Origin of the sequence: Euryhalocaulis sp. (assembly GCF_013911995.1) — a bacterium.
GTDB classification, from domain to species: Bacteria; Pseudomonadota; Alphaproteobacteria; order Caulobacterales; family Maricaulaceae; genus Euryhalocaulis; species Euryhalocaulis caribicus.
Genome location: NZ_JACESD010000009.1, coordinates 14,545 through 38,442, shown reverse-complemented (window position 1 = coordinate 38,442; position 23,898 = coordinate 14,545). Strand labels below are relative to the sequence as shown.

General features: G+C 64.0%; 29 protein-coding genes. 18 read left to right on the top strand and 11 right to left on the bottom strand.

Going from position 1 to position 23,898, the window contains the following annotated elements:
• Positions 1–10: 10 nt before the first annotated feature.
• Positions 11–1,375 carry a glutamate--cysteine ligase gene (locus H2040_RS03940; RefSeq protein ID WP_287154645.1) on the bottom strand — a complete coding sequence of 455 codons (1,365 nt, stop codon included), beginning with the start codon at positions 1,373–1,375 and terminating at the stop codon, positions 11–13.
• A gap of 76 nt (positions 1,376–1,451) precedes the next feature.
• Positions 1,452–2,180 (bottom strand): 16S rRNA (uracil(1498)-N(3))-methyltransferase, encoded by a 729-nt coding sequence (locus tag H2040_RS03935; RefSeq protein WP_287154643.1) that lies wholly within the window; start codon positions 2,178–2,180, stop codon positions 1,452–1,454.
• A gap of 63 nt (positions 2,181–2,243) precedes the next feature.
• Here H2040_RS03935 and H2040_RS03930 point away from each other — a divergent pair, with 63 nt between their 5' ends.
• Positions 2,244–3,608 carry an NAD-dependent succinate-semialdehyde dehydrogenase gene (locus tag H2040_RS03930; protein ID WP_287154641.1) on the top strand — a complete coding sequence of 455 codons (1,365 nt, stop codon included), beginning with the start codon at positions 2,244–2,246 and terminating at the stop codon, positions 3,606–3,608.
• A 59-nt stretch (positions 3,609–3,667) separates the two neighbouring features.
• Positions 3,668–4,639, top strand: coding sequence for an alpha/beta fold hydrolase (locus H2040_RS03925; RefSeq protein ID WP_353844786.1), 972 nt, complete (start codon positions 3,668–3,670; stop codon positions 4,637–4,639).
• Between the two features lie 13 nt (positions 4,640–4,652).
• Here H2040_RS03925 and H2040_RS03920 read toward each other — a convergent pair whose 3' ends face one another.
• From H2040_RS03920 to H2040_RS03910, 3 genes are all read right to left on the bottom strand, one after another.
• Positions 4,653–4,850 (bottom strand): hypothetical protein, encoded by a 198-nt coding sequence (locus H2040_RS03920; protein ID WP_287154636.1) that lies wholly within the window; start codon positions 4,848–4,850, stop codon positions 4,653–4,655.
• A 118-nt stretch (positions 4,851–4,968) separates the two neighbouring features.
• Positions 4,969–5,448 carry a bacterioferritin gene (gene bfr, locus H2040_RS03915; RefSeq protein WP_022698590.1) on the bottom strand — a complete coding sequence of 160 codons (480 nt, stop codon included), beginning with the start codon at positions 5,446–5,448 and terminating at the stop codon, positions 4,969–4,971.
• A gap of 46 nt (positions 5,449–5,494) precedes the next feature.
• The gene (locus H2040_RS03910) at positions 5,495–5,689 is read right to left on the bottom strand and encodes a (2Fe-2S)-binding protein (RefSeq protein ID WP_161624626.1); all 195 of its coding nucleotides are present in this window, start codon (positions 5,687–5,689) and stop codon (positions 5,495–5,497) included.
• A 186-nt stretch (positions 5,690–5,875) separates the two neighbouring features.
• On the opposite strand from H2040_RS03910, the gene H2040_RS03905 reads away from it, so the two are divergent.
• The 5 genes from H2040_RS03905 (at position 5,876) to H2040_RS03885 (ending at position 10,933) form a co-directional block, all read left to right on the top strand.
• Positions 5,876–6,202, top strand: a complete 327-nt coding sequence (locus H2040_RS03905) for a hypothetical protein (protein WP_022698592.1) — start codon at positions 5,876–5,878, stop codon at positions 6,200–6,202.
• Between the two features lie 119 nt (positions 6,203–6,321).
• Positions 6,322–7,260, top strand: coding sequence for a 4-hydroxybenzoate octaprenyltransferase (gene ubiA / locus H2040_RS03900; RefSeq protein ID WP_287154632.1), 939 nt, complete (start codon positions 6,322–6,324; stop codon positions 7,258–7,260).
• Positions 7,261–7,403: 143 nt separating this feature from the next.
• The gene (locus tag H2040_RS03895; protein WP_287154630.1) at positions 7,404–8,837 is read left to right on the top strand and encodes a M16 family metallopeptidase; all 1,434 of its coding nucleotides are present in this window, start codon (positions 7,404–7,406) and stop codon (positions 8,835–8,837) included.
• Between the two features lie 12 nt (positions 8,838–8,849).
• Positions 8,850–10,304 carry a M16 family metallopeptidase gene (locus H2040_RS03890; protein ID WP_287154628.1) on the top strand — a complete coding sequence of 485 codons (1,455 nt, stop codon included), beginning with the start codon at positions 8,850–8,852 and terminating at the stop codon, positions 10,302–10,304.
• Positions 10,301–10,933: a DNA-3-methyladenine glycosylase family protein gene (locus tag H2040_RS03885; protein WP_287154626.1), complete on the top strand. Its 633-nt coding sequence runs from the start codon at positions 10,301–10,303 to the stop codon at positions 10,931–10,933. The genes H2040_RS03890 and H2040_RS03885 overlap by 4 nt, the downstream gene beginning before the upstream one ends.
• Here H2040_RS03885 and wrbA read toward each other — a convergent pair.
• Positions 10,930–11,535 carry an NAD(P)H:quinone oxidoreductase gene (gene wrbA / locus H2040_RS03880; RefSeq protein WP_022698597.1) on the bottom strand — a complete coding sequence of 202 codons (606 nt, stop codon included), beginning with the start codon at positions 11,533–11,535 and terminating at the stop codon, positions 10,930–10,932. The two genes, H2040_RS03885 and wrbA, sit on opposite strands and share 4 nt — an antisense overlap.
• A gap of 165 nt (positions 11,536–11,700) precedes the next feature.
• On the opposite strand from wrbA, the gene msrB reads away from it, so the two are divergent.
• A complete protein-coding gene (gene msrB, locus H2040_RS03875; protein ID WP_287154623.1) occupies positions 11,701–12,198 on the top strand; it encodes a peptide-methionine (R)-S-oxide reductase MsrB in 498 nt (165 codons plus the stop codon).
• Positions 12,199–12,200: 2 nt separating this feature from the next.
• Here the strand turns inward: msrB and H2040_RS03870 are convergent, their stop codons facing one another.
• A complete protein-coding gene (locus H2040_RS03870) occupies positions 12,201–12,842 on the bottom strand; it encodes a glutathione S-transferase family protein (protein WP_287154621.1) in 642 nt (213 codons plus the stop codon).
• Here H2040_RS03870 and H2040_RS03865 point away from each other — a divergent pair.
• From H2040_RS03865 to H2040_RS03855, 3 genes are read left to right on the top strand one after another with little or no spacing between them, the layout of a single operon-like run.
• Entirely contained in the window at positions 12,841–13,533 is a 693-nt protein-coding gene (locus H2040_RS03865; protein ID WP_287154619.1) for a class I SAM-dependent methyltransferase, read from the top strand. The two genes, H2040_RS03870 and H2040_RS03865, sit on opposite strands and share 2 nt — an antisense overlap.
• Before the next feature lie 51 nt (positions 13,534–13,584).
• Positions 13,585–14,031: a MarR family winged helix-turn-helix transcriptional regulator gene (locus H2040_RS03860; protein ID WP_287154617.1), complete on the top strand. Its 447-nt coding sequence runs from the start codon at positions 13,585–13,587 to the stop codon at positions 14,029–14,031.
• On the top strand, positions 14,031–14,804 hold the full coding sequence (locus H2040_RS03855) for an enoyl-CoA hydratase (RefSeq protein ID WP_287154615.1): 774 nt from the start codon (positions 14,031–14,033) through the stop codon (positions 14,802–14,804). The genes H2040_RS03860 and H2040_RS03855 overlap by 1 nt, the downstream gene beginning before the upstream one ends.
• 6 nt (positions 14,805–14,810) lie before the next feature.
• Here the strand turns inward: H2040_RS03855 and H2040_RS03850 are convergent, their stop codons facing one another.
• Positions 14,811–15,563, bottom strand: a complete 753-nt coding sequence (locus tag H2040_RS03850; protein WP_022698603.1) for an SDR family NAD(P)-dependent oxidoreductase — start codon at positions 15,561–15,563, stop codon at positions 14,811–14,813.
• Between the two features lie 201 nt (positions 15,564–15,764).
• Here H2040_RS03850 and H2040_RS03845 point away from each other — a divergent pair, with 201 nt between their 5' ends.
• The 7 genes from H2040_RS03845 to fghA all read left to right on the top strand — a co-directional run bounded on the left by H2040_RS03845 (position 15,765) and on the right by fghA (position 21,214).
• Complete coding sequence (locus H2040_RS03845) at positions 15,765–16,058, top strand: GNAT family N-acetyltransferase (protein WP_287154611.1); 294 nt, start codon at positions 15,765–15,767, stop codon at positions 16,056–16,058.
• Complete coding sequence (locus H2040_RS03840; RefSeq protein WP_287154609.1) at positions 16,055–16,357, top strand: GNAT family N-acetyltransferase; 303 nt, start codon at positions 16,055–16,057, stop codon at positions 16,355–16,357. The genes H2040_RS03845 and H2040_RS03840 overlap by 4 nt, the downstream gene beginning before the upstream one ends.
• A complete protein-coding gene (locus H2040_RS03835; RefSeq protein ID WP_022698606.1) occupies positions 16,357–16,746 on the top strand; it encodes a DUF2237 family protein in 390 nt (129 codons plus the stop codon). The genes H2040_RS03840 and H2040_RS03835 overlap by 1 nt, the downstream gene beginning before the upstream one ends.
• 51 nt (positions 16,747–16,797) lie before the next feature.
• The gene (locus tag H2040_RS03830; RefSeq protein WP_022698607.1) at positions 16,798–17,907 is read left to right on the top strand and encodes an S-(hydroxymethyl)glutathione dehydrogenase/class III alcohol dehydrogenase; all 1,110 of its coding nucleotides are present in this window, start codon (positions 16,798–16,800) and stop codon (positions 17,905–17,907) included.
• A 94-nt stretch (positions 17,908–18,001) separates the two neighbouring features.
• Complete coding sequence (locus H2040_RS03825) at positions 18,002–19,882, top strand: CocE/NonD family hydrolase (protein WP_287154605.1); 1,881 nt, start codon at positions 18,002–18,004, stop codon at positions 19,880–19,882.
• A gap of 13 nt (positions 19,883–19,895) precedes the next feature.
• Entirely contained in the window at positions 19,896–20,345 is a 450-nt protein-coding gene (locus H2040_RS03820) for a YaiI/YqxD family protein (protein ID WP_287154603.1), read from the top strand.
• A gap of 41 nt (positions 20,346–20,386) precedes the next feature.
• Positions 20,387–21,214, top strand: a complete 828-nt coding sequence (fghA, locus tag H2040_RS03815; protein ID WP_022698610.1) for an S-formylglutathione hydrolase — start codon at positions 20,387–20,389, stop codon at positions 21,212–21,214.
• Positions 21,215–21,226: 12 nt separating this feature from the next.
• Here the strand turns inward: fghA and H2040_RS03810 are convergent, their stop codons facing one another.
• The 3 genes from H2040_RS03810 to H2040_RS03800 form a co-directional block, all read right to left on the bottom strand.
• Positions 21,227–21,811, bottom strand: a complete 585-nt coding sequence (locus H2040_RS03810) for a DUF1989 domain-containing protein (protein WP_287154599.1) — start codon at positions 21,809–21,811, stop codon at positions 21,227–21,229.
• Positions 21,804–22,496 (bottom strand): guanitoxin biosynthesis heme-dependent pre-guanitoxin N-hydroxylase GntA, encoded by a 693-nt coding sequence (gntA, locus tag H2040_RS03805; RefSeq protein WP_287154597.1) that lies wholly within the window; start codon positions 22,494–22,496, stop codon positions 21,804–21,806. Before gntA ends, H2040_RS03810 begins: the two co-directional genes overlap by 8 nt.
• A 287-nt stretch (positions 22,497–22,783) precedes the next feature.
• Complete coding sequence (locus H2040_RS03800; protein ID WP_287154595.1) at positions 22,784–23,890, bottom strand: helix-turn-helix domain-containing protein; 1,107 nt, start codon at positions 23,888–23,890, stop codon at positions 22,784–22,786.
• Positions 23,891–23,898: the final 8 nt, after the last annotated feature.

Below are 23,898 nucleotides of genomic sequence, written 5' to 3'. Positions count from 1 at the left end.
GGCTGGCAAGTTAATAGGCCAGCTTCTCGAAGACCGGATCCACGTCTTCGCCCCATTCCCTGTAATAGGAATCCAGCAGGGTTTCGGCGGGCGTCACGCCGCTGTCCGCGATTTCCTGTATTTCGTCCAGGAACAGCGACTCATTCTCGCCATGAGCGTTGAGGCGCTCACGGCGGCTCAGTCCCTGGCGCGAAATATCCAGCGCCTGTTTTGCGATATCCTGCAGCGTGCGGCCGCGGAACGGGGTTTTCAGGGCGGTGCGCGCCGCCTCCATGCGCATGGTTTCGCGCTCTTCCGCCGTCCAGTCCTTCACCAGATCCCACGCCGCGTCGAGACTGGCGGAATTATAAAGAAGCCCCACCCAGAACGCCGGCAGGGCGCAAAGGCGGCACCACGGCCCGGAATCCGCGCCGCGCATTTCCAGGAACGTCTTCAGCCGCACTTCCGGGAACAGCGTGGAAAGATGGGTCTCCCAATCACCGATATTGGGCCTCTGGCCGGGCAGTTGCGGCAGCTTGCCGTCCAGAAAATCGCGGAAGCTTTCCCCGGCCGCGTTGATCAGCCGGCCATCGCGCACCACCAGATACATCGGCGCGTCCAGCGCCCAGTCGACATATTGCTCGAACCCGAAACCGTCCTCGAAGGCAAAGGGCAGCGTGCCGGTGCGCGCTGCGTCCGTATCGGTCCAGATATGGGAGCGGTAGGACAGGAACCCGTTCGGCTTGCCGTCCGCGAACGGCGAGTTGGCGAACAGCGCCGTGGCGACCGGCTGCAGCGCCAGCGCCACGCGCAACTTCTTCACCATGTCCGCCTCGTCCGCGAAATCCAGATTGGCCTGCACGGTGCAGGAGCGGAACATCATCTGATGGCCCAGCGCGCCGACCCTGGGCATGTAGTCCCGCATGATCTTGTAGCGGGCCTTGGGCATGAGCGGCGTGTCTTCCAGGCTCCATTTCGGCGAGAAGCCGAGCCCCAGAAACCCCGCGCCGATCTCGTCGGCGACCGTGCGCACCTCTTTCAGGTGGCGATTCACCTCCGCGCAGGTCTGGTGCAGGGTTTCCAGCGGCGCGCCGGACAACTCGAATTGTCCGCCCGGCTCAAGCGTGACGGAGCCGCCATTGCGTTTCAGCGCCACAGGCTTGCCGTCTTCGGCGACAATTTCCCAGTCGAACCGCGCCATGCCCTCCAGCATCTTGCGCACGCTGGGACCGTCGCTTTCATAGTGAAGCGGGCCATGATCGGCGAGCCGGAAGCCGAACTTCTCGTGCTCTGTGCCGATACGCCATTCGGATTGAGGCTTGCCGCCCTGGGCCAGCGCCTCGATCAGGTCGGATTTCGACTCGATAGGCCGATTGTTTTCGAAATTGGCGGACATGCGGCCTCGGACGGCTTGGGAGTAATAGCGGGAGTTAGGACGCGGCTCCGGACTTCGCAAGCGCGCAACCGCAAACTTAGTCCCAATCGCCCCATGCGCTCTGGATCAGCGCCAGCGCCGCGGCGGCGGCGGTGTCGGCGCGCAGAATGCGCGGGCCAAGGCTCACCGGCCGCACGAAATCCAGCGATTTCAGGCGCGCCCGTTCATCCTCGGAAAACCCGCCCTCCGGCCCGATCAGAACGGCGAGTTTGCCGGTCTCCAGTCCGCCCAGCGCCTTCAGCATAGGCGGAACCTCCCCGCCCTCATCGCAATAAATCAGCGGCCGCGCCGCGTCCCAGCCGTCCAGCGCCTGATCCAGGGTCCGCGCCTCCGCGATGTCGGGCAGGTCCAGCCGTTCGGTCTGCTCGGCGGCCTCCCGCGCCAGCGCCTCCATGCGGTCCATGCGCACGCGCTCGCTGTTGGTATAGCGCGTGAAGACCGGCGCGATGCGCGCCGCGCCCAGCTCGGTCGCCTTTTCGACAATGAAGTCGGTGCGGGATTTTTTCACCGGCGCGAACAGCAGCCACAGATCGGGCGGCGCGTGTTGCGGACGCGTCTGTTCCGCCAGCTTTATCGTGGCTGCGCGCTTGGTCGCCTGCGCCACCTCGGCGCGCCATTCGCCGTCCTTTCCGTTGAACACGCGCACCGGATCGCCGTCCTTGCGGCGCATGACATTGACCAGGTAATGCGCCTGATCCTTCTCCAGCGCGATTTCCGCGCCTTTTCCCAGCGCGGCGTCGATGAAAAGTCGTGGAACAACGGCCATATCTGGCGTCTTATCAGGGGCGAACGCCCCGTCAACGCTCCGCCCTTCAGAGAGGTCCGCGCCATGAGCCTGAAATCGGTCAACCCCGCCACCGGCGAAACCATCCAGACCTATGAGCCCACGTCGGACGCCGATATCGACAAGGCGCTGACGCAGGCGGAATCCTATTGCGCCAGTCTCAAGCGAACGGATTTCGCAAGCCGCGCGGAAAAGATGCGCAAGGCGGCTGATATCCTGGAGCAGGACAAGGACCGCTGGGCGAAGCTGATGACGTCAGAGATGGGCAAGACCATCACGGCGGCCCGCGCCGAGGCTGAGAAATGCGCCTGGGCGTGCCGCTTCTACGCCGACAATGCGGAAAGCTTCCTCGCCGACGAGGTAATCGAGGCGGACAAATCAAAATCCTTCGTGCGCCACCTGCCGCTTGGACCAGTTCTGGCGGTGATGCCGTGGAACTTCCCGTTCTGGCAGGTCATCCGGTTTGCCGCGCCGGCCCTGATGGCGGGCAATGCCGGCGTGCTGAAACACGCCTCTAACGTTTCCGGATGCGCACTGGCGATCGAAGAGATTTTCAAAAAGGCCGGCTTCGAGGACGGCGCCTTCACCACCCTTCTGATCGGCTCTGACCGGGTCGAGCGCGTCCTGAAGGATGACCGCATCAAGGCGGCCACCCTGACCGGGTCCGAGCCCGCAGGCTCCGCCGTCGCCGGAACCGCCGGCGCCGAAATCAAGAAAACCGTGCTGGAGCTTGGCGGTTCGGACGCCTTCATCGTCATGCCTTCCGCGGATCTGGAGAAAGCCGCCGAGATCGGCGTGAAGGCGCGCACCATCAATAATGGCCAGTCCTGCATCGCTTCCAAGCGCTTCATCGTGCACGAGGATGTCTATGAGGACTACAAGGCGCTGTTCCTTGAGAAACTTCAGGCGCTGAAAGTCGGCGACCCGATGGACGGGGACACCGATATCGGCCCGCTCGTCTCCGAAAAGGCGCGCGAGGATATCCACGCCCAGGTGTTCGATTCCATCGAGGCTGGCGCCGTGCGCACATGGGGCGCGGAAGTGATGGACGGACCCGGCGCGTTCTACCGGCCCGGCATTCTGGAGGAGATATCCCCCGGCTCCCCCGCCTATGACGACGAGATTTTCGCCCCCGTCGCGCTATTCTTCCGCGCGGTCAATCTGGACCGCGCCATCGCGCTGGCCAATGACCACCGCTATGGCCTGTCCTCGGTCATCTGGACGAAGGATGAGGCGGAGCAGGAACAGGCGATCGAACGCCTGCAGGCCGGCGCCACCTTCATCAATGACATGACGGCCTCCGACCCGCGCCTGCCCTTCGGCGGCGTCAAGAAATCCGGCTATGGCCGGGAGCTGGCGCAGGACGGCATCCGCGAATTCGTCAATCGCAAGACCGTGGCGGCGGGCTGATCGTGACGTCCCTCAAAACCGTTCTCGCCTCGCTCCTGCTGTTCGCCGCCGCGCCTGTCATGGCCGCGGCGGATGAGACGCCGCCCGCCTACGGGCCGATGCTGGAAGGCTTCGATTACCCCTATCCCGTCCGGACGTTCGATTTCTCCTCTCAGGGAGAGGACGTGCAGATGACCTATCTGGACGTCGCGCCCGATACGGCGAACGGCCAGACGGTTGTCCTGCTGCATGGCAAGAATTTCTGTGCGGCGACCTGGGAAGGCGTGATGGGGCCGCTGCTGGAAGCCGGTTATCGCGTCATCGCGCCTGACCAGATCGGCTTTTGCAAATCCTCCAAGCCCGCCGCCTATCAATATTCCCTGCACCAGCTGGCGGCGAACACGCACGCCCTGCTGGACTCTGAGAACGCCGGTCCGGCCATCGTCATGGGCCATTCCATGGGCGGCATGCTGGCCATGCGATATGCGATGCAGTTTCCGGATTCGACCGCCGGTCTGGTTCTGGTCAATCCGATCGGGCTGGAGGACTGGAAGGCGGAAGGCGTGCCCTATCTGGGCGTCGACGCCTGGTTCGAAAGCCAGAAGCAGACCAGCGCCGAGGGCATTAAAGCCTATCAGAAATCAACCTATTACGCCGGCGAATGGCGGGACGAGTATGACCGCTGGGTGGATATGCTGGCCGGAATGTATCGCGGCGATGAGAGCGATATCGTCGCCTGGAGCCAGGCGAGGACCACCGACATGGTCTTCACCCAGCCCGTGATCCACGAGCTGGAAACCATCACGGCTCCCACGCTGCTCTTTATCGGAGAGAAGGATAATACCGCCATCGGCAAGGGCTGGTCGCCAGAGGCCGTAAAGTCACGCCTTGGCGATTATTCGGTTCTGGGCGAGGACGCGGCGGGCCGTATTCCGCAAGCCCGCCTGATCGAATTCCCCGATCTCGCTCACTCGCCTCATATCCAGGCGCCGGAGCGATTTAATGCGCGCTTGCTGGACGAACTGGAATCATGGCCCGCCCCGGCGGACTAGAAACGGGCGCCGTCTAGACCGCTTTCTTGCCGGTCGGCGGTTCATGGTCGTTCGCCGCGTCGCGGCTCTCGATCTCACGGATCAAGGCCTCCAGCGCCGCATCCGGCTGCTCCAGCAGGGATGGCGCGTAACGCGAGGCGAGACGCCGGCCAACGGCGCGAAACTGGGTATTGTCTGAGTCTGTCCGGCTTATAGCGGGTCCTTCGAGCATTCTGCCCTCCCCTGTGGCCAGACTGGGGATATTAACCTTAATGACAGGTTAAACCGCTTCTATATCAGCGACTTGATTGCAGTAAGCGTTAATCCACATGCTGTGGACAAAGGAAGCTTCAGGTCTCGTTCGGCTCGGACTGAAGCAGGATGTACCGCTCGATGCCGATGCGGCCGATCAGTTCGATCTGGGTTTCCAGATAATCGACATGGTCTTCTTCGGAGCGCAGGATATCGGCGAACAGATCGCGGCTGCCATAGTCTCGGACGCCCTCGCAATGCTCCACCGCGTCGCGATAAAGGATCAGCGCCTCTTTCTCCAGCTCAAGGTCGCATTCCAGGATTTCCAGGACATCCTCGCCAATTTTCAGCTTGTTCAGGCGCTGAAGATTGGGAAGCCCGTCCAGGAACAGGACCCGTTCGATGAGCGTATCGGCATGCTTCATCTCATCGATCGATTCTTCGTACTCCTTCTTGGCCAGGACGGAGATGCCCCAGTTCCCGAGCATGCGGGAATGAAGGAAATACTGGTTGATCGCGGTGAGCTCGTGCGTCAGCGCGTCATTGAGATACTGGATAACTTTGGAATCGCCTTGCATGCAGGCATGCTAATCGCCGCCGGCGATCATGGCCAGACGCCAATCTTCAGGCCGCGACAGTCTCGCGCAGCGTATCGCCCGTCTCGATCTCGCGCAGCATGCCCTCGATATGGTTCAGGCAGCCGCCACAGCTGACTTCCACGCCGCAGCTGGCATGGACGTCCTCGGCCTTTTGCGCGCCGGTCTGGATGGCCTGACGCACGCTCTTGTCGTTCAGACGGTTACAGAGACAAACGATCATGGCCGTATCTTTCATGCAAATGCGAATGATTGTCAACCACATCTGTGAAACGCCCCCGGCCCTGGCCGGCGGCCCGCGCACTCCGTTTAATAAAAGCTTGATCGTTTCGTCATGTTGGACTTAGCGTATTCGCGCGCCACGCGAAGAAATCGATTCGCGGGTGATAAAAAAATGGGGAGGCAAAGCATGTCTTTGGCTAAAATTATCTGGGCGGTCGCCGTTCTTGCCGCAATCATCTTTGCATTCGTAACATTCGAATACGCAGGCCTGATCCTGGTTATTCTGGGACTCGCCGGCGGATGGTTCGTTTCACTTGAACACCGCCGGGGCGTTCTGGTCGCCGCCATCTTCCTGATCGCCGGCGGCGCCGGCGCGCTGGGTCCGATTCCGGAACTCGGCCAGTATCTGACCGCGATCCTGTCCAGCTATGGCGTGGTTCTGGCCGCCGCGTCCGTCATGATAATCGTCAAGACAACCGTGGAGCGGCTGACGCCGGGCGCCAGCGCCGCCTGACGCGCCCGCTGCAACATTGAAATGACGGTCCCGTTTTCACATGAAGACGGGGCCGTTTTCATTTCCAGGCGCCGCGGACGCCTTGGCGGGACCGCGCCTTGTCCTTATTCCGGGTTCCCATGATCACGCGCTCCGAAGACCGCCGCGTACAGGACAGCCTGCCGCAAAGCTGGGTCGACCGCGCCCCGCGCGCCATCCGTCCCTATCTGCGGCTGGCGCGTTATGACCGTCCCGCCGGTTTCTGGCTGCTAGGCCTGCCCGGCTGGGCCGGGATCGCGCTGGCCGGGATCGGCCGGGGCTATGGCGCGGCGGATCTTCTCTGGGCCCTGCTGATCGCCCTTGGCGCGGTCGCCATGCGCGGCGCGGGCTGCACCTATAATGACATCGTGGACCGTGACCTGGACGCGCAGGTCGCCCGCACCGCCGACCGTCCGCTGGCGGCCGGGACGGTCACGCTGCGCGCCGCCTGGGCTTTCCTGCTGGCCCAGTGTCTGGCCGGGCTGGCGGTCCTCTTGCTGCTCCCCCTGCCGGCGCAGATCGTGGCGCTTGGCTCCATCCCGCTGGTCGCGGGCTATCCGTTCATGAAGCGCCTGACCTGGTGGCCGCAGGCCTGGCTGGGCCTGACCTTCAACTGGGCGGCGCTGGTCGGCTTTGCCGCCGCATCGGGAACACTCGGCGCGCCGGGACTGATCCTCTATGCGGGCCTTGTGTTCTGGACGCTCGGCTATGACACGATCTATGCCTGTCAGGACAAGGAAGACGATGCGCTGGTCGGGGTGAAATCCACGGCCCGCCTGTTCGGCGCCCATGCGCCGCTCTGGGTCGCCGCTTTCTATGCCGTCTGCGCGATCGCCGCGGCGGCGGCGGGCTACGCGGCCGGTCTTTCATGGATTGCCGCGCTGGCGGCCCTGCCCTTCGCGGCCCATCTGGGCTGGCAGGCCGCGCGCTTCCGCCCCGATGACGGGGCGCTTTGTCTGGGCCTGTTCAAATCGAACCGGGAGGCGGGCCTGCTGCTGGCCGCCGGCTATGCCAGCGTACAGTTGTTCCTTCTGGCCTGATCCGGCGCGCGATATATGTCCTGCGAATGTCCGCCTTCTGTCCGCCGGGTGAAACTGGCTTCACGGAGCGTTTCGCGCTCTTGACGGAACGGCCCGCGCGGACTGCAATCGCGGCGGGGCTTGAAATGCGTGGGGGGATTGAGATGACCAGGGTGTCTATAAGAATTTTTGCGGCCATCGCCGCCTTTTCCCTTCTCGCCGCTTGCGGCCCGGACGATTCCGGGCGCGAGGACGCGCAGGATCCGCCGGAAACGGCGGCGCCGGACGATAGTGCTGAATCCGGCATCCGCATCGATGTCAGCTACCAGACGCTGGATAACGGCCTGCGCGTTGTCATGGCCCCGGATTCGACCATCCCCACCGTCACGGTGGGCGTCTATTACGGCATCGGCTTCAGGATCGAGCCGCGCGACCGCACCGGCTTTGCGCATTTGTTCGAGCATTTGATGTTTCAGGGCTCGCGCCATGCCGAAAAGGGCGAGTTCGACAAGCTCATCAATGGTTCGGGGGGCGTGAATAACGGCTCCACGCGCTTCGATTTCACCAATTATTTCGAGGTGGTTCCCTCCAGCGCGCTCGAACCTGTGCTGTGGATCGAGGCCGACCGCATGGCCTTCCCCGACATCACTCAGGAAAAGCTGGCGAACCAGCAAGGCGTCGTGGCCAATGAGGTCAAGGTAAACGTCCTGAACCAGCCCTATGGCGGTTTTCCGTGGCTCGACATGCCGCAATACGCCAATGAGAACTGGTATAACGCGCATAATTTCTATGGTGCGCTGGACGATCTGGAGGCCGCCACGCTGGAAGATGCGCGCGACTTCCACGACAGATATTACGCCCCGAACAACGCCGTGCTGGTGATCGCGGGCGATTTCGACCCCGCGAAAGCAACCAGATGGGTCGAAAAATATTTCGGTCCTATCCCGCAGGGCGACGCCATAACCCTGCCCGACATCTCCGAACCGCGTCAGGAAGAAGAGAAAACCGCCGCCAAGACCGATCCGCTGGCGCCGCGGCCGGCGCTGGCCTTCGCCTATCACATGCCCGAACGCGGCACGGACGAATATTACGCCATGGCGCTGCTGGACCAGATCCTGATCCAGGGCGAGGACAGCCGGCTCTATCAGGCTCTGGTGAAGGACAAGGGCTACGCCTCCGGCGTCGAGGGCGGCATCAATCTGCTGGGCAATATGTTCAATTATGACGGGCCGATGCTGTGGACCGCCGCCATGATCCATGGCGAGGAATTCACGCCGGAGGAAATCATGACCACGGTGGATGGCGTGGTCGAAGGCCTGCGGACCGAGCCGGTAACAGAAGCGGAACTGGCGCGCGCCAGAACCAAGCTGCTGTCGGAATTCTACGGCGTGGTGGACTCGCCCACCCGTTTCGGCCTGGTCGATTTGCTGGCCTCGTTCGCCCTGTTCGACGACGACCCGGCCCGGATCAACCGCATCGAAGGCGGCTTCGACAATGTCACCCCGGCCCTGATGCTGGAAACCGCCGAAGAATATCTGCGCCCCGGCAACCGCACCGTCCTGCGGATAGAGCCGGGCGCGGCACAGGATCAGCAATAGGAGCGGACGATCATGGCACGCCTCATCACGCTTTTCGCCCTGCTCATCGCGCTGCCTGCCGGCGCGCAAACCGGCGGCAATGACGGCGACTGGCTGGCCGAACGGCCAAAAGCCGGCGAGCCGAAGAATTTCGATTTGCCCGAGATCGACACGGTCGAGCTGGATAACGGCCTGAAAATCACCTTCATCCCGTTCGGCCTGGCGCCAAAAGCCACGATCAGCGCGCGCATCCGCACCGGCAATGTCAATGAGGGCGAGAATACCTGGCTGGCCGATATCGCCGCGGAGCTGATGAGTGAAGGCGCGGGCGAACGGACGGGCGAGGAAATCGCCATCGCGGCCGCCGAAATGGGCGGCGATCTGGAGGTCGGCGTCGACCCCCACGTCACCGCGTTCGACATGGCCGTCCTCTCCGGCCACGCGCCGGACGCCATCGCCCTGATGGGCGACGTGATCCAGCGCCCCGCCCTGCCCGAAGACGATATGGAGCGCGTGAAGGCCAACTTCATCCGCAATCTCTCCGTCGCGCTCAGCCAGCCACGCGGGCAGGCCGCCTCCGCCTTTCTTGGCGCGCTATACGGCGATCACCCCTATGGCCGCGTCTTCCCGACAGAGGCTCAATTGCGCTCCTACGAGATTGACGACGTGCGCGCCTATTACGAGCAGAATTTTGGCGCGGAGCGCACCCATATCTATATCGCCGGCCGGTTCGACCGCGACGCCGCGGAAGCGGCAATACGCGAGAGCTTCGGAGACTGGCGCGAAGGCCCGGCGCCGCTGGTCGCCCCGCCCGATCCGCGCATGGGTCCGGAAGTCATTCTGGTGCCGCGCGCCAGCGCGCCGCAATCCACCATATATCTGGGTTTGCCCGTCTTCGGACCGGAGAATGAAGACGCCATTCCGCTGGAAGTGACCAATGCCCTGCTCGGCGGGTCTTTCTCCTCGCGCATCACCCAGAATATCCGCGAGGACAAGGGCTATACCTACTCCCCCACCTCGCAGATCCTGTACAACTATCAGGACGGCTACTGGCGCTTCCGCGCCGACGTCACGACCGACGTGACCGGGGCCGCGCTCGGGGAGGTCTTCAAGGAAATAGAGCGTCTTGGCGCGGAGGCTCCGCCGAAGGACGAGGCCGAGCGCACGCGTAACTATATGGCCGGCATTTTCGTGCTGAAGAACGCCTCCCCCTGGGGCCTGATCGACCAGATCGCCTTCACCGATTTCCACGATCTGCCCGGCGACTGGCTGGAGGATTATGTCCCCCGCGTTCTGGACGTCTCCGCCGAAGACATGCGCCAGACCGCCGCGCAGCGCCTGCAACTGGACAACATGATCCTTGTCGTGGTGGGCGATCTGGACGCCATCAAGCCGCAGCTGGAATCCCTGCCCCGGCTTTCCGGCGCAACCTTCGACATTCGTGACGAGACCGGCGCCCCGGTGGAGAACGAACAGGACGCGCAGTGAGCAAGGAGGCCGCCGACAGCCTGGCCCGCGCCCATCCCGCTTTCAGCACGCTGATCGAACAACACGGCGTGCTTACGCTGGAGGCAAAGTCCGACACGCCATATGAGGCGCTGTCCCGGCACATCGTCTATCAGCAGCTTTCGGGAAAGGCCGCCGCCACGATCTATGGCCGTTTCGCCGCCCTGTATGGCGGCGAAGGTCCGCCGCCGCCCGCCATTCTGGCCAAAGCCGATATCGAGCACCTGCGCAGCGCCGGGCTGTCTCGCAACAAGGCGCTGGCCCTGATCGATCTGGCGCGGAAAACCGACGCTGGCGAGGTGCCTGAGCGCCGGCTCTGCGAGAGCATGGATGGCGATGAGGTCATCCAGCGCCTGACGGCGGTGCGCGGGATTGGCGAATGGACGGCGCAGATGTTCCTGCTCTTCACGCTCGCCCGGCCCGATATCTGGCCGACCGGCGATCTGGGCGTGCGGCAGGGCTGGCGGAAAGCGGCGGGGCTGGAGGACGCCCCCAGCCCCAAACAGCTCGGCGAAATTGGCGAGGCCTTCAGCCCGTGGCGCAGCTATGCCGCGCTCTATCTCTGGCGCGCCGCCGACACGCCGGACCCCGCCGCGACCGGCAAGGCCTAGGCCGCCAGCTTTTTCGCCATTTTCGCGAAATGCTCGCCCTGGAAGCGGGCGATGCCCAGCTCGTTATCCGAGGGCTGCCGGCTGCCGTCGCCGTCCGCGATGGTGGAAGCGCCATAGGGCGTGCCGCCCGAAACCTCGTCAACGCCCACCAGACCGGTGCAGCTATAGGGCACGCCGATCACCGCCATGCCGTGATGCAGCTGCATCGTCTGCACCGCGCGCAACGTTGTTTCCTGCCCGCCATGCTGGGACGCGGTCGAGGTGAAAGCCCCGCCCGCCTTGCCGATCAGCGCGCCCTTCTGCCAGAGCGGCCCCGTCTGGTCCCAGAAGGCCTGCATCTGCGAACACATATTCCCGTATCGCGTCGGCACGCCGATCACCACGCCGTCATAATCGCCCAGCGCATCCGGGCCTTCGATAACCGGCGCATCCTGGTCGGTCTTGAAACCGGCATTCTTCACAACCGCTTCCGGGGCGGTTTCGGGGACGCGGCGGATATCGACCTGAACGCCATCAACGCCTTGCGCGCCCTCGGCTATGGCCTTGGCCATGGTTTCGATATGGCCATAGCTGGAATAGTACAGCACAAGCAGCTTCGTCATTGTCCGGGACTCCATCGATTGTCATTCTTCAGGAATGTGAATTGATGTTCGCCAAACAATTTTCAAGTGCGCCCGGCGCGCGCCCCGCAGCTTCACGAAAACCGGAACCCGATCGTGATGGCCTTGTGAACGGACATCGTCCGCGCCCGCCCTATATTGCAAGCCATGAAAACGACACGACGAAACCTGGTGATTGGCGGGCTGGTCTCCGGCCTTGCCATTCCCGGCTGCGCGAAAGCCGCCTCCGATCCGGAGGACGCTTTCAAGGACTCCGAATGGCGCGACCTTTCCGCCGATGCGTGGAAAGAGCGCCTTGATCCGCTGGCCTACAAGGTGCTTCGCAAGGAAGGCACGGAACGCGCCTTCACCAGCCCGCTGAACGACGAGAAACGCGAAGGCGTGTTTGTCTGCGCGGGCTGTGAGCTGGAGCTTTTCAAGTCCGAATGGAAATTCGATTCCGGCACGGGCTGGCCCAGCTTCTACACCTTCATCGAAGGCGCGCTGGGCGAAAAGACGGATCTTCGCCTGTGGACGCCCCGGCGCGAATATCATTGCGCGCGCTGTCTGGGGCATCAGGGCCATGTCTTCGATGACTGGCCGGACGTGCCCACGGGGCTGCGCTACTGCAATAACGGCGTCGCCCTGAAATTTATCCCGGCTTGAGCCTAGAAGGCGCGCTCCGTCCGCGCGCCTTCGCTCCATTCCCGCATGCCGGGCAGGGCCCAGATGGTCTGGCAATAGGCGTCCAGAACCTTGTCGCCGATCCTGCCGCGATAGGTCATGAACCGGGACACGACGGGCGCATACATTGCGTCCGCGGCGGAAAAGGCGCCGAACAGGAACGGGCCGTCCGCGCCATGATCCCGGCGGCAATTGCGCCAGATGGCGTCAATCCGGTTCAGATCCGCTTCCAGATCCGGCGTGATCTCCCCGCCTATATCCAGATCCGCAAACTTCATGGGCCAGAGCCTGCGCAACGCGCCGAACCCGGAATGCATTTCCGCCGACACGCTGCGCGCCACGGCCCGCGCCGCGGGGTCCGCCGGCCACACCGCCTGATCGGGAAACGCCTCGGCCAGATATTCGATGATCGCCAGCGAGTCCCAGACGGTCAGGTCGCCCGCCCTCAGAACCGGCACCTTGCCGGCCTCCGACCGCCTGGCGATCTCATCGGCGGTGTCGGGTCGGTCCAGCCTGATCGAATCTTCCTCGAACGGCAGGCCGAACGTCTTCATCACCAGCCACGGCCGCAGCGACCAGGATGAAAGGTGTTTATCGCCTATGGTCAGGCGTAGGGTCGTGAACATGAGCGATTCCTTCTCGGACGAACCGGCTGCGCTGGGCCCCATTGATCACGCAAATCCGGCCGCCCGCCAAGCTTTCATCCGCTCGGTCACCCGCATCCAGTCGCCGCCTCTGGCTCCCGAGCTTCGCCTGTATCTGGCCCATCCCGGCTTCAGCATCTGGCGTCATTCGGAAGAATCACTGGAGGCCGCCGGACTGCCGCCGCCTTTCTGGGCGTTTGCATGGGCCGGCGGGCAGGCGCTGGCGCGCTACGTACTGGACCATCCCGATTTATTTCATAAACGAAATATTCTGGATTTCGCGTCAGGTTGCGGCGTAACCGGCATCGCGGCAGCGCGCGCCGGCGCGCGGGTGACGGCCAGCGAACTGGACGCCTACGCCATCGACGCCATCGCCCTGAATGCAGGCCTCAACGGGGAGGACATTGAGGGGCGCCTGGGCGACCTTGTCGGCGCGCCCTGCGAATGGGATGTCATTCTGGCGGGTGATATTTTCTATGACGACACGGCCGGGGCGATCGGCGGCTGGCTATCGGATTGCGCCGCGCAAGGCTGTCAGGTTTTCATCGGCGATCCGGGCCGCGCCCGGCTGCCGCGCCAGCGCGTCGAACAACTGGCCCAATACGAAGCCCGGCGGTCGGAGGGCCTGCAGGATCAGGATATCAGGCGCACCCGGGTGTGGCGTTACCGCTAAAACCGCCAATTATTATTCACATACAAAATATAACATGCTAGATTCCGTGCCATGGCTATCGCCCGCGCCGTTGACCGTCGCCTTTTCCTGCTTCTCGAACGCGCCCATACGCGCGTCTTCCGCGACGCCAATAATCACCTGAAATCCTCTATCGGGCTGACGGTCTCGCAAGGCGGCGCGCTGTTCTTTCTCAACCGGCATGACGGCTGCCGCATCGGCGATCTGGCGGTCGGGATCGGCCTCGGCGCGCCGGCGGCCACCGGGCTGGTGGACCGCATGGCGAAATCGGGCCTGGTCCGCCGCGGGGCGGAGAAGGACGACGCCCGCGCCAGCCGCGTCTACCTGACCGAAAAGGGGCGGGGCCTGTCCGGCGCGGTCGCCGACGAACTGAAGATATTTAACGACGCCATCGCGCACGGCTTCACGGACGCAGAGATGGAAACGGTCTATCGTTTCCTGACCGGCCTTGCGCGCGGCGATTACGAAGGGAAACTCTAATGACCGAATACGTGAAAATCTCTGACGCCGAAGGCGTGCGCACCATCGCCTTTTCCCGCACCGACAAGAAGAACGCCCTGACGCGCGAGATGTATGACGCCGCCGCCAACGCGCTGAACGGCGCGCAGAACGACCCCGAAATCCGCGTCGTCCTGTTCGCGGGAGAGGGCGATTCCTTCACCGCCGGCAACGATCTCAACGACTTTCTGGAACACCCGCCCTTCTCCGAGGACGGCCCCTCCCCGGTCGAGCGTTTCATGACCGCGCTGATGGAAGCGAAAAAGCCGGTCGTCGCCGCGGTGGGCGGCCTGTCGGTGGGCATTGGCGTGACCATGCTGCTGCATTGCGATCTGGTCTACGCCTCCCGCATGGCGACCTTCTCCACCCCGTTCGTGAAGCTGGCGCTGGCGCCGGAATTCGCCTCCTCCATCACCATGCCGGCCGTCATGGGCTGCGCGAAGGCGGCCGAGATGCTGCTGCTGGGCGAAAAACTGTCGGCCGAGGAAGCCGAGCGCGCCGGACTGGTCGCCCGGGTCTTCGCCGATGAGGAGTTGATCGAGCAGGCGACGGCCCGCTGCCGCAAGCTGGCGAAACTCGCCCCCGGCGCGGTCGCCGACGCCAAGACGCTGCTGCGCGCCCCGGCGGAGGATCTGGCCGCGCGCATGCAGCGCGAAGGCAAGCTGTTCAATGAACGCCTCGGCTCGGACGAGTTCAAGGAAGCCGCCGGCGCGTTCTTCGAGCGCCGCGAGCCGGATTTCTCGAAGTTCGGCTAACCCTGACTAGCGGACGTAGGACGCCCCGTTCACGTCGATCGTCGCCCCGGTCATGGAGGGGACGGTTCCGGTGGAGAGATAGGCGATCAAATCGCCAATCTCTTCCGGGCTCGCCACGCGGCCCAGCGGGATGTCCTTGATCGCGTTGGCGCGCGCCTCGATGTCCTGCGGCCCCATGCGGGTCTCGATCCAGCCCGGCGCGATGCCGTAGGCCAGCACGTTCTTGTGGCCGCTGCCCCGCGCGATCGTCTTGGTCAGGGCCAGAAGGCCGCCCTTGGACGCGGCATAGGCGGAATGGTCGATATCGTCGCCCCGCTGCCCGGCGCGGCTGGCGACATTGATGATAATGCCCCCGCCCTGGCCGGAGAAATGCGCGCAGGCCGCCCGGCACAGATGCGCCGGCGCCAGCAGATTCACCTGCAGCGTCCGCCGCCAGCCCTCGACCCATTCCAGGTCCGACCCGTCCACCGGCGTCGCCTGAAAGATGCCGGCATTATTGACCAGCACATCGATGCGGTGCGCCCGGTCCAGCGCCGCCGCCCAGACCGCCGCCGGATGTTCCGGCACGTTCAGATCCGCCTCGATCAGATCGCTTTTCTTCGCGCCGATCTTCTCGGCCACGGCCTCCGCCGCCTTGCGGTCGCGTCCGTAATGCATCAGCACGCGCGCGCCGGCCTTCATGCAGGATTCCGCCGCCGCCGCGCCCACGCCGCGGGACGCGCCGGTGATCAGCACCGTCTTGTTCTTCAGATCAATCATGTTTCTTGTATGCCGCCGCCTGCGGAACCGCAGGCCACCGAATGAATTCGATTAACCTATGATAGGCCGCGCCGCGAAAAGTCAAACGCAACCAGACCGCGCATGCGCAAGAATGCCGCACTGTCACCCAAAGAGCGCACGCGACGGCGCGCGGCGAAACTGTTATGAAATCCCCTCATCAGTCTGGAGCGGAAATCCGTGATGCTCGACACGCCCGATGATTCCATCCGCCATGACCGCAGCGGCGCAAGCGGCCGCTACGGCCTGCAGGTCGAAGGCGCCGAGGCCGAACTGACCTACAGGCTGAAAGAGAATGTCATGGTCATCGATCACACCTATACGCCGCCGGAGCTGCGCGGCCAGGGCCTGGCGGACCGCCTTGTGGCGCGCGCCGTCCGGGACGCCCGCGCGGAGGGCTGGAAAGTCGATCCGGTCTGCTCCTACGCCGCCCGCTGGTTCGAGGACCATCCAGAACACAGGGAGCTTCTGGCGTGAGCAGCGACACCGCCGTAACCATCACGCGCGAGGATGGCGAGTCCAAGGGCCGCTACGTGGCCCGCGTCGAGGGCATCGCCGAGACGGCGGAAATGACCTATTCCCGGGCCGGGACCAGCCGCATCATCATTGACCACACCGGCGTCCCCACCGCGATGCGCGGCATGGGCGTGGGCGAAAAGCTGGTCCGCCGCGGGGTCGAGGACGCGCGCAAGGAAGGCGTGAAGATCATTCCGCTCTGCCCGTTCGCCAAGGCGACGATCGAAAAGCACGAGGAATTGCAGGACGTTCTGAACTGATGGACCGCCAACAGACCAAGGCCCGCAATGTTCTGGGCGGCCCGCTGGATGATTGCAGCCACGATCCACTTACCGGCTTTTTTCGCGACGGCTGTTGCAATACCGGCCCGATGGACCGGGGCGTTCACACGGTCTGCGCCGAACTGACCGATGATTTCCTGGAATTCTCGAAGGCGCAGGGGAATGACCTGTCCACGCCGCGTCCGGAATTCGAATTTCCCGGCCTGAAGGACGGCGACCGCTGGTGCCTGTGCGCGGCGCGCTGGAAAGACGCCTATGAGGCTGGAAAAGCGCCGCGCGTGGTGCTGGCCGCAACCCATGAAGCCACGTTATCTGTGGTCACGCTGGAACAGCTGAAGGCGCACGCCATTGATGGCCGCGCCCACTAGATCCCGATTTAACGCCATTAGACCGACAGTCATTTCAAAGAGGAGACGCCCATGAAAACCCGCGCCGCAATCGCCATGAAAGCCGGAGAGCCGCTGGTCATCGACGAAGTGGATCTGGAAGGCCCCAAAGCCGGCGAAGTGCTGGTGGAGATCAAGGCGACGGGCGTCTGCCACACCGACGCCTTCACCCTGTCGGGCGACGATCCCGAAGGCGCCTTCCCGGCCATCCTCGGCCATGAGGGCGCGGGCGTGGTGCAGGAGGTCGGCCCGGGCGTGACCTCCCTGAAACCGGGCGATCATGTCATCCCGCTCTACACCGCGGAGTGCCGGGAATGCGAATATTGCCTGAACCCAAAGACCAATCTCTGTCAGGCCGTGCGCTCCACACAGGGCCAGGGCGTGATGCCGGACGGCACTTCCCGCTTCTCCTACAAGGGCGAGACGATCCGCCATTACATGGGCACGTCCACCTTCGCCAATCACACCGTCCTGCCGGAAATCTCGCTGGCGCGGATCCGCAATGACGCGCCCTTCGACAAGGTCTGTTACATCGGCTGCGGCGTCACCACCGGCATCGGCGCGGTGGTCTTCACCGCCAAGGCGGAGCCCAACTGCACGGCCGTGGTGTTCGGCCTCGGCGGCATCGGCCTGAATGTTATTCAGGGCCTGAAGATGATCGGCGCGCGGCAGATTGTCGGCGTCGACCTGAACCCCGAAAAACGCGCCATCGCCGAGAAGTTCGGCATGACCGATTTCGTCAATCCGAACGAGGTGGACGGCGATCTTGTCGGCCATCTGGTGGAGCTGACCGGCGGCGGTGCCGATTACAGCTTTGAGTGCATCGGCAATGTGAATGTCATGCGCCAGGCGCTGGAATGCGCCCACAAGGGCTGGGGCCAGTCCATCATCATCGGCGTCGCGGGCGCGGGCCAGGAAATCTCCACCCGCCCGTTCCAGCTTGTCACGGGCCGCGTCTGGAAGGGATCGGCCTTTGGCGGCGCCAGGGGCCGCACGGACGTCCCGAAGATCGTCGACATGTATATGGAAGGCCGCATCAATATCGACGACATGATCACCCACAAGATGCCGCTGGACGACATCAACAAGGCGTTCGACCTGATGCATGACGGCGACAGCATCCGCTCGGTCATCGAGTACTAGGACGCTGTATTGAACGGGTGCGGCGGAGCGGGCGTTTACCCGGCCCGCCGCACGCGTCACTATCCGCCCCGTCATGAAGACGGGGAGACAGTTTATGCTCAAGCGCCTGATACTGGCGGGCTTTGCTCTGGCCGCGGCCGGCGCCGCCGCGAATGCGGAGGATTTCTCGAAATACAGCGAGGACGCGCTGCGCGCGATGCTCGCCGAAGAGGCGGACGTGGAGAAGAAAGTTCTCGTCCCGATGCGCGACGGCGTGGGCCTCTCCACAGACATCTACCGCCCGAAAGGCGCCGAAGGCCCGCTGCCCACCGTCTTCTGGCGCACCCCGTATAATTATAACGAGCTGTCGGGCGGACGCCTGCGTTTCGCCGCGGAGTCGGTCAATCGCGGCTACGCCTTCGTCGTCCAGAACGAGCGCGGACGCTATTTCTCCGAAGGCGAGTTCGAGATTCTCGGCTATCCGCGCACCGACGGCTATGACGCGCTGGACTGGATCGAGGATCAGGACTGGTCCAACGGCAAGGTCGGCACGCTGGGCTGTTCCTCATCGGCCGAGTGGCAGCTGGCGCTGGCCGCGCAGGATCACCCGGCCCACGCCGCCATGGTGCCCATGGCCTCCGGCGCCGGGATCGGCCGCGTCGGCGAGTTTCAGGAACAGGGCAACTGGTACACGGGCGGCGTGCCCCGCAGCCTGTTCTTCGTCTGGCTCTATAATGTCGACAATCCGCTGCGCGCCCAGCTCCCCTCCGGTCTCGACCCGGCCACGCGCGCCCGCATCGGCGAATATAACGACCTCGCCGCCTCCAAGCCCGAAGTCGACTGGAAAACCCGCATCTCGCACCTGCCCGTGTCCGACATGCTGTCGGGCCTGGGGGAGCCGCCGGCCACCTTCGACGCATTCATCCAGCGCAAGCCGGACGATCAGGACTGGTTCGAGGGCGGCCTCTATCACGACAACGAGGACTGGGGCGTCCCGGCCCTGTGGTTCAATAGCTGGTACGATGTCTCCATCGGCCCGAACATGGCGCTGTTCAATCACGTCCGCGAAAACGCCTCCGACGCAGAGGCGCGGGAAAACCAGTACGCCGTCATCGCCCCCACCCCGCACTGCCAGTTCTTTGACCTTGGCCCCGACACGGTCGTCGGCGCGCGCAATGTGGGCGACACCAGCTTCGACACGACCGAAGAAATCTTCGCCTGGTTCGGCAAGTGGCTGAAGGGCGACGAGACCGCCTTCGCCGCCGACACCCCGCATGTCCGCTACTACACGATGGGCCTGAATAAATGGCAGAGCGCGGAGGTCTGGCCGCCGCAAGAGGCCGAACCCGTCCGCCTCTATCTGCAGAGCGACGAAGGCGCGAACAGCCTCTATGGCGACGGAACGCTGATGCGGGAAGCGCCCGCCGGCGACGGGTCCGACAGCTTCATCTATGACCCGATGATTCCGGTCCTCACCATTGGCGGCGGCGATTGCTGCAATGGCGGCATCGTGACCCCCGGCGCCTTCGACCAGCGCCCGGTCGAGGCGCGCGAGGACGTGCTGGTCTATACCAGCGAGCCGCTGACCGAACCGATGCAGGTCACCGGCTTCGTGGACGCGGTGCTGGCGGTCTCCTCCGACGCGCCGGATACCGATTTCGCGGTCAAGCTGGTCGATGTGGCGCCCGATGGCACGGCCTGGATCATCGACGACACCATCATGCGCGCCCGCTACCGCGAGGGCTATGATACCGAAGTCATGATGCAGGACGGCGAGGTCTACACGCTGGACCTCACCCCCATGACGACCAGCGTGGAATTCCAGCCGGGCCACCGTATCCGGGTGGAGGTCACCTCCTCCAACTTCCCGAAATTCGTCCGCAACCTGAATACCGGCGGCGAAAATTATAATGAGAGCGAAGGCGTGCGCGCGGCCAACACGGTTCATCACGGCGCCGAACACGCCTCATGGATTGAACTGCCGGTCGTTCAATGACGGGATTGCGCGCTTGAAAATCTATGTCGACGCCGACGCCTGCCCGGTGAAGGACGAGACGGTGCGCGTGGCCGAGCGCCACGGCGCGCCGGTCCTGATGGTGTGCGATGGCGGCCTGCGGCGCATGGATCATCCGCTGGTGGAGCTGGTGATCGTGCCCGAGGGCGCCGACGCCGCCGATGACTGGATCGCGGAGCGCATCGCGCCGGGCGATCTCTGCGTCACCGGCGACATCCCCCTGGCCCATCGCTGTCTGGAGGCGGGGGCGCGGGCCATCAATCACCGGGGCGAGGCGTTCACGCCGGACAATATCGGCGCCGCGCTGGCCACGCGGGACCTCATGGCCTCCCTGCGTGAGGCGGGACAGATGGGCGGCGGCGGGAAACCCTTTTCCCCGCGCGACCGTTCCTCCTTCCTCGACGGCATGGAGCGGGTGGTTCAGGCCATCCGCCGCAGCCGTTAGACTGACCTTCGAGCAGACCACCAATCCACACAGGAGACGACATGGAGACGATCAGCGAGAACAAATGCTTCGGCGGCGAGCAGGCCGTGTTCGAGCATCAGTCCGACGCCCTCTCCTGTCCCATGCGGTTCGGCGTCTATACCCCGCCGGGCGACGGCCCGTTCCCGGTCCTGTTCTGGCTCTCCGGCCTGACCTGCACGGAGCAGAATTTCATCACCAAGGCCGGCGCGCAGGGCAAGGCCGCCGATCTCGGCATGGTGATCGTCGCGCCCGACACCTCCCCGCGCGGCGACGATGTCGCCGACCAGGACACTTATGATTTCGGCAAGGGCGCAGGCTTCTATCTCGACGCGACCGAGGATCCCTGGGCCAAACACTACAAGATGGGAACCTATATCGCCGAGGAACTGCCGGACTTCATCTTCTCCAACTTCCCCGTCGACAAGATGCGCGCCGGCATTTTCGGCCACTCCATGGGCGGGCACGGCGCGCTGGTCCATCATTTCCGCCAGCCGGACCTGTTCCGCACCTGCAGCGCCTTCTCTCCCATCGTCGCGCCCAGCCAGGTTCCCTGGGGCCAGAAGGCGCTCGGCGGTTATCTCGGCGGCGACGAGAAAGCGTGGGCGGAATGGGACGCCACGGCCCTGATCCAGTCCGGCCGCACGTCAGACGCCCACATCCTGATCGATCAGGGCGAGGACGACGAATTCCTGGAAGAACATCTGAAGCCGGAAATCTTCGAGGCCGCAGCCCGCGAAACCGGCCAGAGCCTCAGCCTGCGCCGCCAGCCCGGCTACGACCACTCCTACTACTTCATCTCGACCTTCATCGACGATCATCTGGAATGGCACGCAAGAGCGCTGGATTAGGCGGAAAGCCGCTCAGCCGATCCGGTAATGGATCGGCTTGAAGGAACCGCCATTGGATTGCAGCGCGGAACAGGCGGTCAGGCCGATGATAAGGTCTTGCTCTGCACGGAAAACAATCCGGTCGCCCGCTTTGCTGATTGGCGGCTCCACAGTGAATTCCCCGGTCTCGCCGTTAACGGGCACGTTCATGAAGCAGTTGAATGCGGTTGGTATGTCATCCGGCTGAACGCCGTACGGTTTCAGCGCCGCCGCCAGGTTTCCGAAACAGCCGCGATGCGGTTCTTCATCGCCATAAATGATGCGGAACGTATCGGCCGAGCACGGCGTCAGAAGGAAGTCATGCCGCCCCACGTCATCCTCCTCGATCGTCAGCATGATATTGCTACGGTTTGAATAGAGATTGTCCCCGCGCGTCAGATAGATACGGCTGGCATAGTCCAGCGTGCGGCCGGAAGAGATGACTTCCCTCGTGTCATCCTTTCGAAAGGCCAGAAGGTCGGCCACCTGACCGCCTTCAGGGTCAATCACCGTCAAGGTCTGTCCTTTTGACAACTCGAACGCGGCGCCGCTCCTCGGCTTTATGATACGATCATTCATGCGCTGAACTCCTCCTCCGGAACGGGCACTCCCACCCGTCCGCCACGGCGCGCCCGCTATACTGGCGCGCCTCCGAACTTTCGCCGTGCCGGGCCAGCATTGGGTTGGGTGACCCGCTCAGCACAATATCGCGCTCTATGATGGACTGGCGCAGTTTCTCGTACCGCCCGCTCTCGCGAAGCTGTTCGAACTGATCGTGCAGGTTGAAGACAAGGGCGGGCGTTACGAAACGGCGCGCCGGCCGGCTGGCTGCGGGATGCAGTCCCACCACGAAAAACGCCATACCGCCAAAACTGAGCGAAAAGTGCGGATTAGCTGGATCGTCGCTGACATCCGGGTCACTCTTGAAACCCAGCCATTCATCCTTGTCAGCCAGCGACTGGGCGCGCTCCCAGAGAAGCCGTTCGAAATCGGCTTCCGTCAGAGCGTCCTCCTCCTCGAAAAGAACGATCAGTGTCCGGAAGACCTGCCGGTCATCAAGGTAGCGCCTGACCACCTCGACCAGGTGAGCATGAATGACCAGATCATCCCAGCCCGAACTCAATTTGCGCGCCACCAGAAAGTCCATGCGCGAGCGCGCCATCGCGGACTTGGCTCCCACGCAAGGGAAGTCCGGCATCTTCACCATCTCGCGAAATTGCTCCGCCAACGGATGATCATTCTGGAACCGGGTACGGATCAGCATCGTGTTCAAAATCCTGAATACGTAACGGCGGCGGCATCATTAAATGACGATCCCGTACAAACGTTCCTCGTCACACGCACTCAATCGGGGAGATCCTGAGTCCCGTTGATTGACGCGAAATGCCCCGCGCATGGTTGACCGACAAATTCAGTGCATCTTCGCGGATCGCGCCCGAAGTCCTGCTCCGCATGCTGGAACACCCGGACCTGAAAAGCGGGCCGCTTTATGGAAGCGTTGATCGGCATGAAGAAAATTGACATCGCCGCGCTGGAAACAGCCTATCCGGCCTAGTGCGCCGGCGCTTGGGATGAGGCCGGTGGCGCGGGGGCCGTTCCGTCCGCCAGCGCCGCCTTGCGGTAGCCGGTCGGGGTTTCCCCGGTGGCGTCGCGGAAGGCGCGGTTGAACGGCGCGATGGAGCCATAGCCCAGATCCAGCGCGATCTGCAGCACCTGCCGCCGCGCCTGTCCCGGGTCGGAAAGGGCCTCTTTCGCGGCATCCACGCGGTAGCGGTTCAGGAACGCCGCAAAATTGCGGTAACCCAGCCCCTGATTGATCACCGCGCGCAGGCGATGTTCCTGCGTGTTCAGCCGTTCGGCCAGGTTGCGCACCGTCAGCCCGCTCTCGGCAAACCCGCCCGCCTCCATGAAGGCGATCAGCCGGTCCAGTAGCGCCCGGTCTTCCGGCGCCACGCCCGGACGCGCGCCGGTCTGCACGCTGACCACGGCGGGCCGGCGGCTCTCCATGGGCAATAAATGGCGGCGCGCCAGCAGCAGCCATCCGCCAACCCCGGCCGCCGTCACGAAAAACGCCACGGCCTGCAGCATGTGCAGCCCGTCCGGCTTGGGCGCGAACACCACCCACATTTCAAGCGTCACGGTGACGCCTGAAACAAGGGCGATCACGGTGCTGGCCAGCACCCGGAACTTGCGCCGCGGCTCGACCAGATCATCGCCCCAGTCCTTCAGCGCGATAATCAGGACATGAATCATCAGGATCAGCGCAATCGTGCGGCAGCCCAGCCCGGCGGCGACGCGCATGTCCGGCGGCAGGCCCGCCGTCCTCTCCAGCGCCAGAAAGGCCGCGACCAGGACAAAGGGCGCCAGCCGCCAGCTCTTCCAGCGGAAATCGTCGCAGAACAGCGCCAGCGCGAACCACCAGAAGAACACCACTTCCAGATTGGCGAAGTAGCCCAGCGGAAGCGCGGCCAGCCCCAGACTGTCCGCGATCAGCGGCGAGGCGAGCGGGATATAGACCGCCGCCGACAACGCGAACAGCGCGCCGAAACGCGCCGCCTGCGACCGCCCGCACAGCCTGAAGAACGCGACGGCGATCAGCAATGTCATGCCCATCGCCGCCCCGCGCAGCAGGATTTCAAGAATGTCGGTCTCGCTCATGGGCCGCT

Coding starts and splice junctions, on each gene's coding strand:
- fghA (WP_022698610.1), top strand. CDS start 20,387: ATGGAGACGATCAGCGAGAACAAATGCTTCGGCGGCGAGCAGGCCGTG.
- H2040_RS03845 (WP_287154611.1), top strand. CDS start 15,765: ATGCTCGACACGCCCGATGATTCCATCCGCCATGACCGCAGCGGCGCA.
- ubiA (WP_287154632.1), top strand. CDS start 6,322: ATGATCACGCGCTCCGAAGACCGCCGCGTACAGGACAGCCTGCCGCAA.
- msrB (WP_287154623.1), top strand. CDS start 11,701: ATGAAAACGACACGACGAAACCTGGTGATTGGCGGGCTGGTCTCCGGC.
- H2040_RS03860 (WP_287154617.1), top strand. CDS start 13,585: ATGGCTATCGCCCGCGCCGTTGACCGTCGCCTTTTCCTGCTTCTCGAA.
- wrbA (WP_022698597.1), bottom strand. CDS start 11,535: ATGACGAAGCTGCTTGTGCTGTACTATTCCAGCTATGGCCATATCGAA.
- H2040_RS03935 (WP_287154643.1), bottom strand. CDS start 2,180: ATGGCCGTTGTTCCACGACTTTTCATCGACGCCGCGCTGGGAAAAGGC.
- H2040_RS03835 (WP_022698606.1), top strand. CDS start 16,357: ATGGACCGCCAACAGACCAAGGCCCGCAATGTTCTGGGCGGCCCGCTG.
- H2040_RS03895 (WP_287154630.1), top strand. CDS start 7,404: ATGACCAGGGTGTCTATAAGAATTTTTGCGGCCATCGCCGCCTTTTCC.
- H2040_RS03930 (WP_287154641.1), top strand. CDS start 2,244: ATGAGCCTGAAATCGGTCAACCCCGCCACCGGCGAAACCATCCAGACC.
- H2040_RS03890 (WP_287154628.1), top strand. CDS start 8,850: ATGGCACGCCTCATCACGCTTTTCGCCCTGCTCATCGCGCTGCCTGCC.
- H2040_RS03905 (WP_022698592.1), top strand. CDS start 5,876: ATGTCTTTGGCTAAAATTATCTGGGCGGTCGCCGTTCTTGCCGCAATC.
- bfr (WP_022698590.1), bottom strand. CDS start 5,448: ATGCAAGGCGATTCCAAAGTTATCCAGTATCTCAATGACGCGCTGACG.
- H2040_RS03940 (WP_287154645.1), bottom strand. CDS start 1,375: ATGTCCGCCAATTTCGAAAACAATCGGCCTATCGAGTCGAAATCCGAC.
- H2040_RS03800 (WP_287154595.1), bottom strand. CDS start 23,890: ATGAGCGAGACCGACATTCTTGAAATCCTGCTGCGCGGGGCGGCGATG.
- H2040_RS03870 (WP_287154621.1), bottom strand. CDS start 12,842: ATGTTCACGACCCTACGCCTGACCATAGGCGATAAACACCTTTCATCC.
- H2040_RS03910 (WP_161624626.1), bottom strand. CDS start 5,689: ATGATCGTTTGTCTCTGTAACCGTCTGAACGACAAGAGCGTGCGTCAG.
- H2040_RS03810 (WP_287154599.1), bottom strand. CDS start 21,811: ATGAATGATCGTATCATAAAGCCGAGGAGCGGCGCCGCGTTCGAGTTG.
- H2040_RS03825 (WP_287154605.1), top strand. CDS start 18,002: ATGCTCAAGCGCCTGATACTGGCGGGCTTTGCTCTGGCCGCGGCCGGC.
- H2040_RS03925 (WP_353844786.1), top strand. CDS start 3,668: ATGGCCGCGGCGGATGAGACGCCGCCCGCCTACGGGCCGATGCTGGAA.
- H2040_RS03850 (WP_022698603.1), bottom strand. CDS start 15,563: ATGATTGATCTGAAGAACAAGACGGTGCTGATCACCGGCGCGTCCCGC.
- gntA (WP_287154597.1), bottom strand. CDS start 22,496: ATGCTGATCCGTACCCGGTTCCAGAATGATCATCCGTTGGCGGAGCAA.
- H2040_RS03920 (WP_287154636.1), bottom strand. CDS start 4,850: ATGCTCGAAGGACCCGCTATAAGCCGGACAGACTCAGACAATACCCAG.
- H2040_RS03855 (WP_287154615.1), top strand. CDS start 14,031: ATGACCGAATACGTGAAAATCTCTGACGCCGAAGGCGTGCGCACCATC.
- H2040_RS03830 (WP_022698607.1), top strand. CDS start 16,798: ATGAAAACCCGCGCCGCAATCGCCATGAAAGCCGGAGAGCCGCTGGTC.
- H2040_RS03865 (WP_287154619.1), top strand. CDS start 12,841: ATGAGCGATTCCTTCTCGGACGAACCGGCTGCGCTGGGCCCCATTGAT.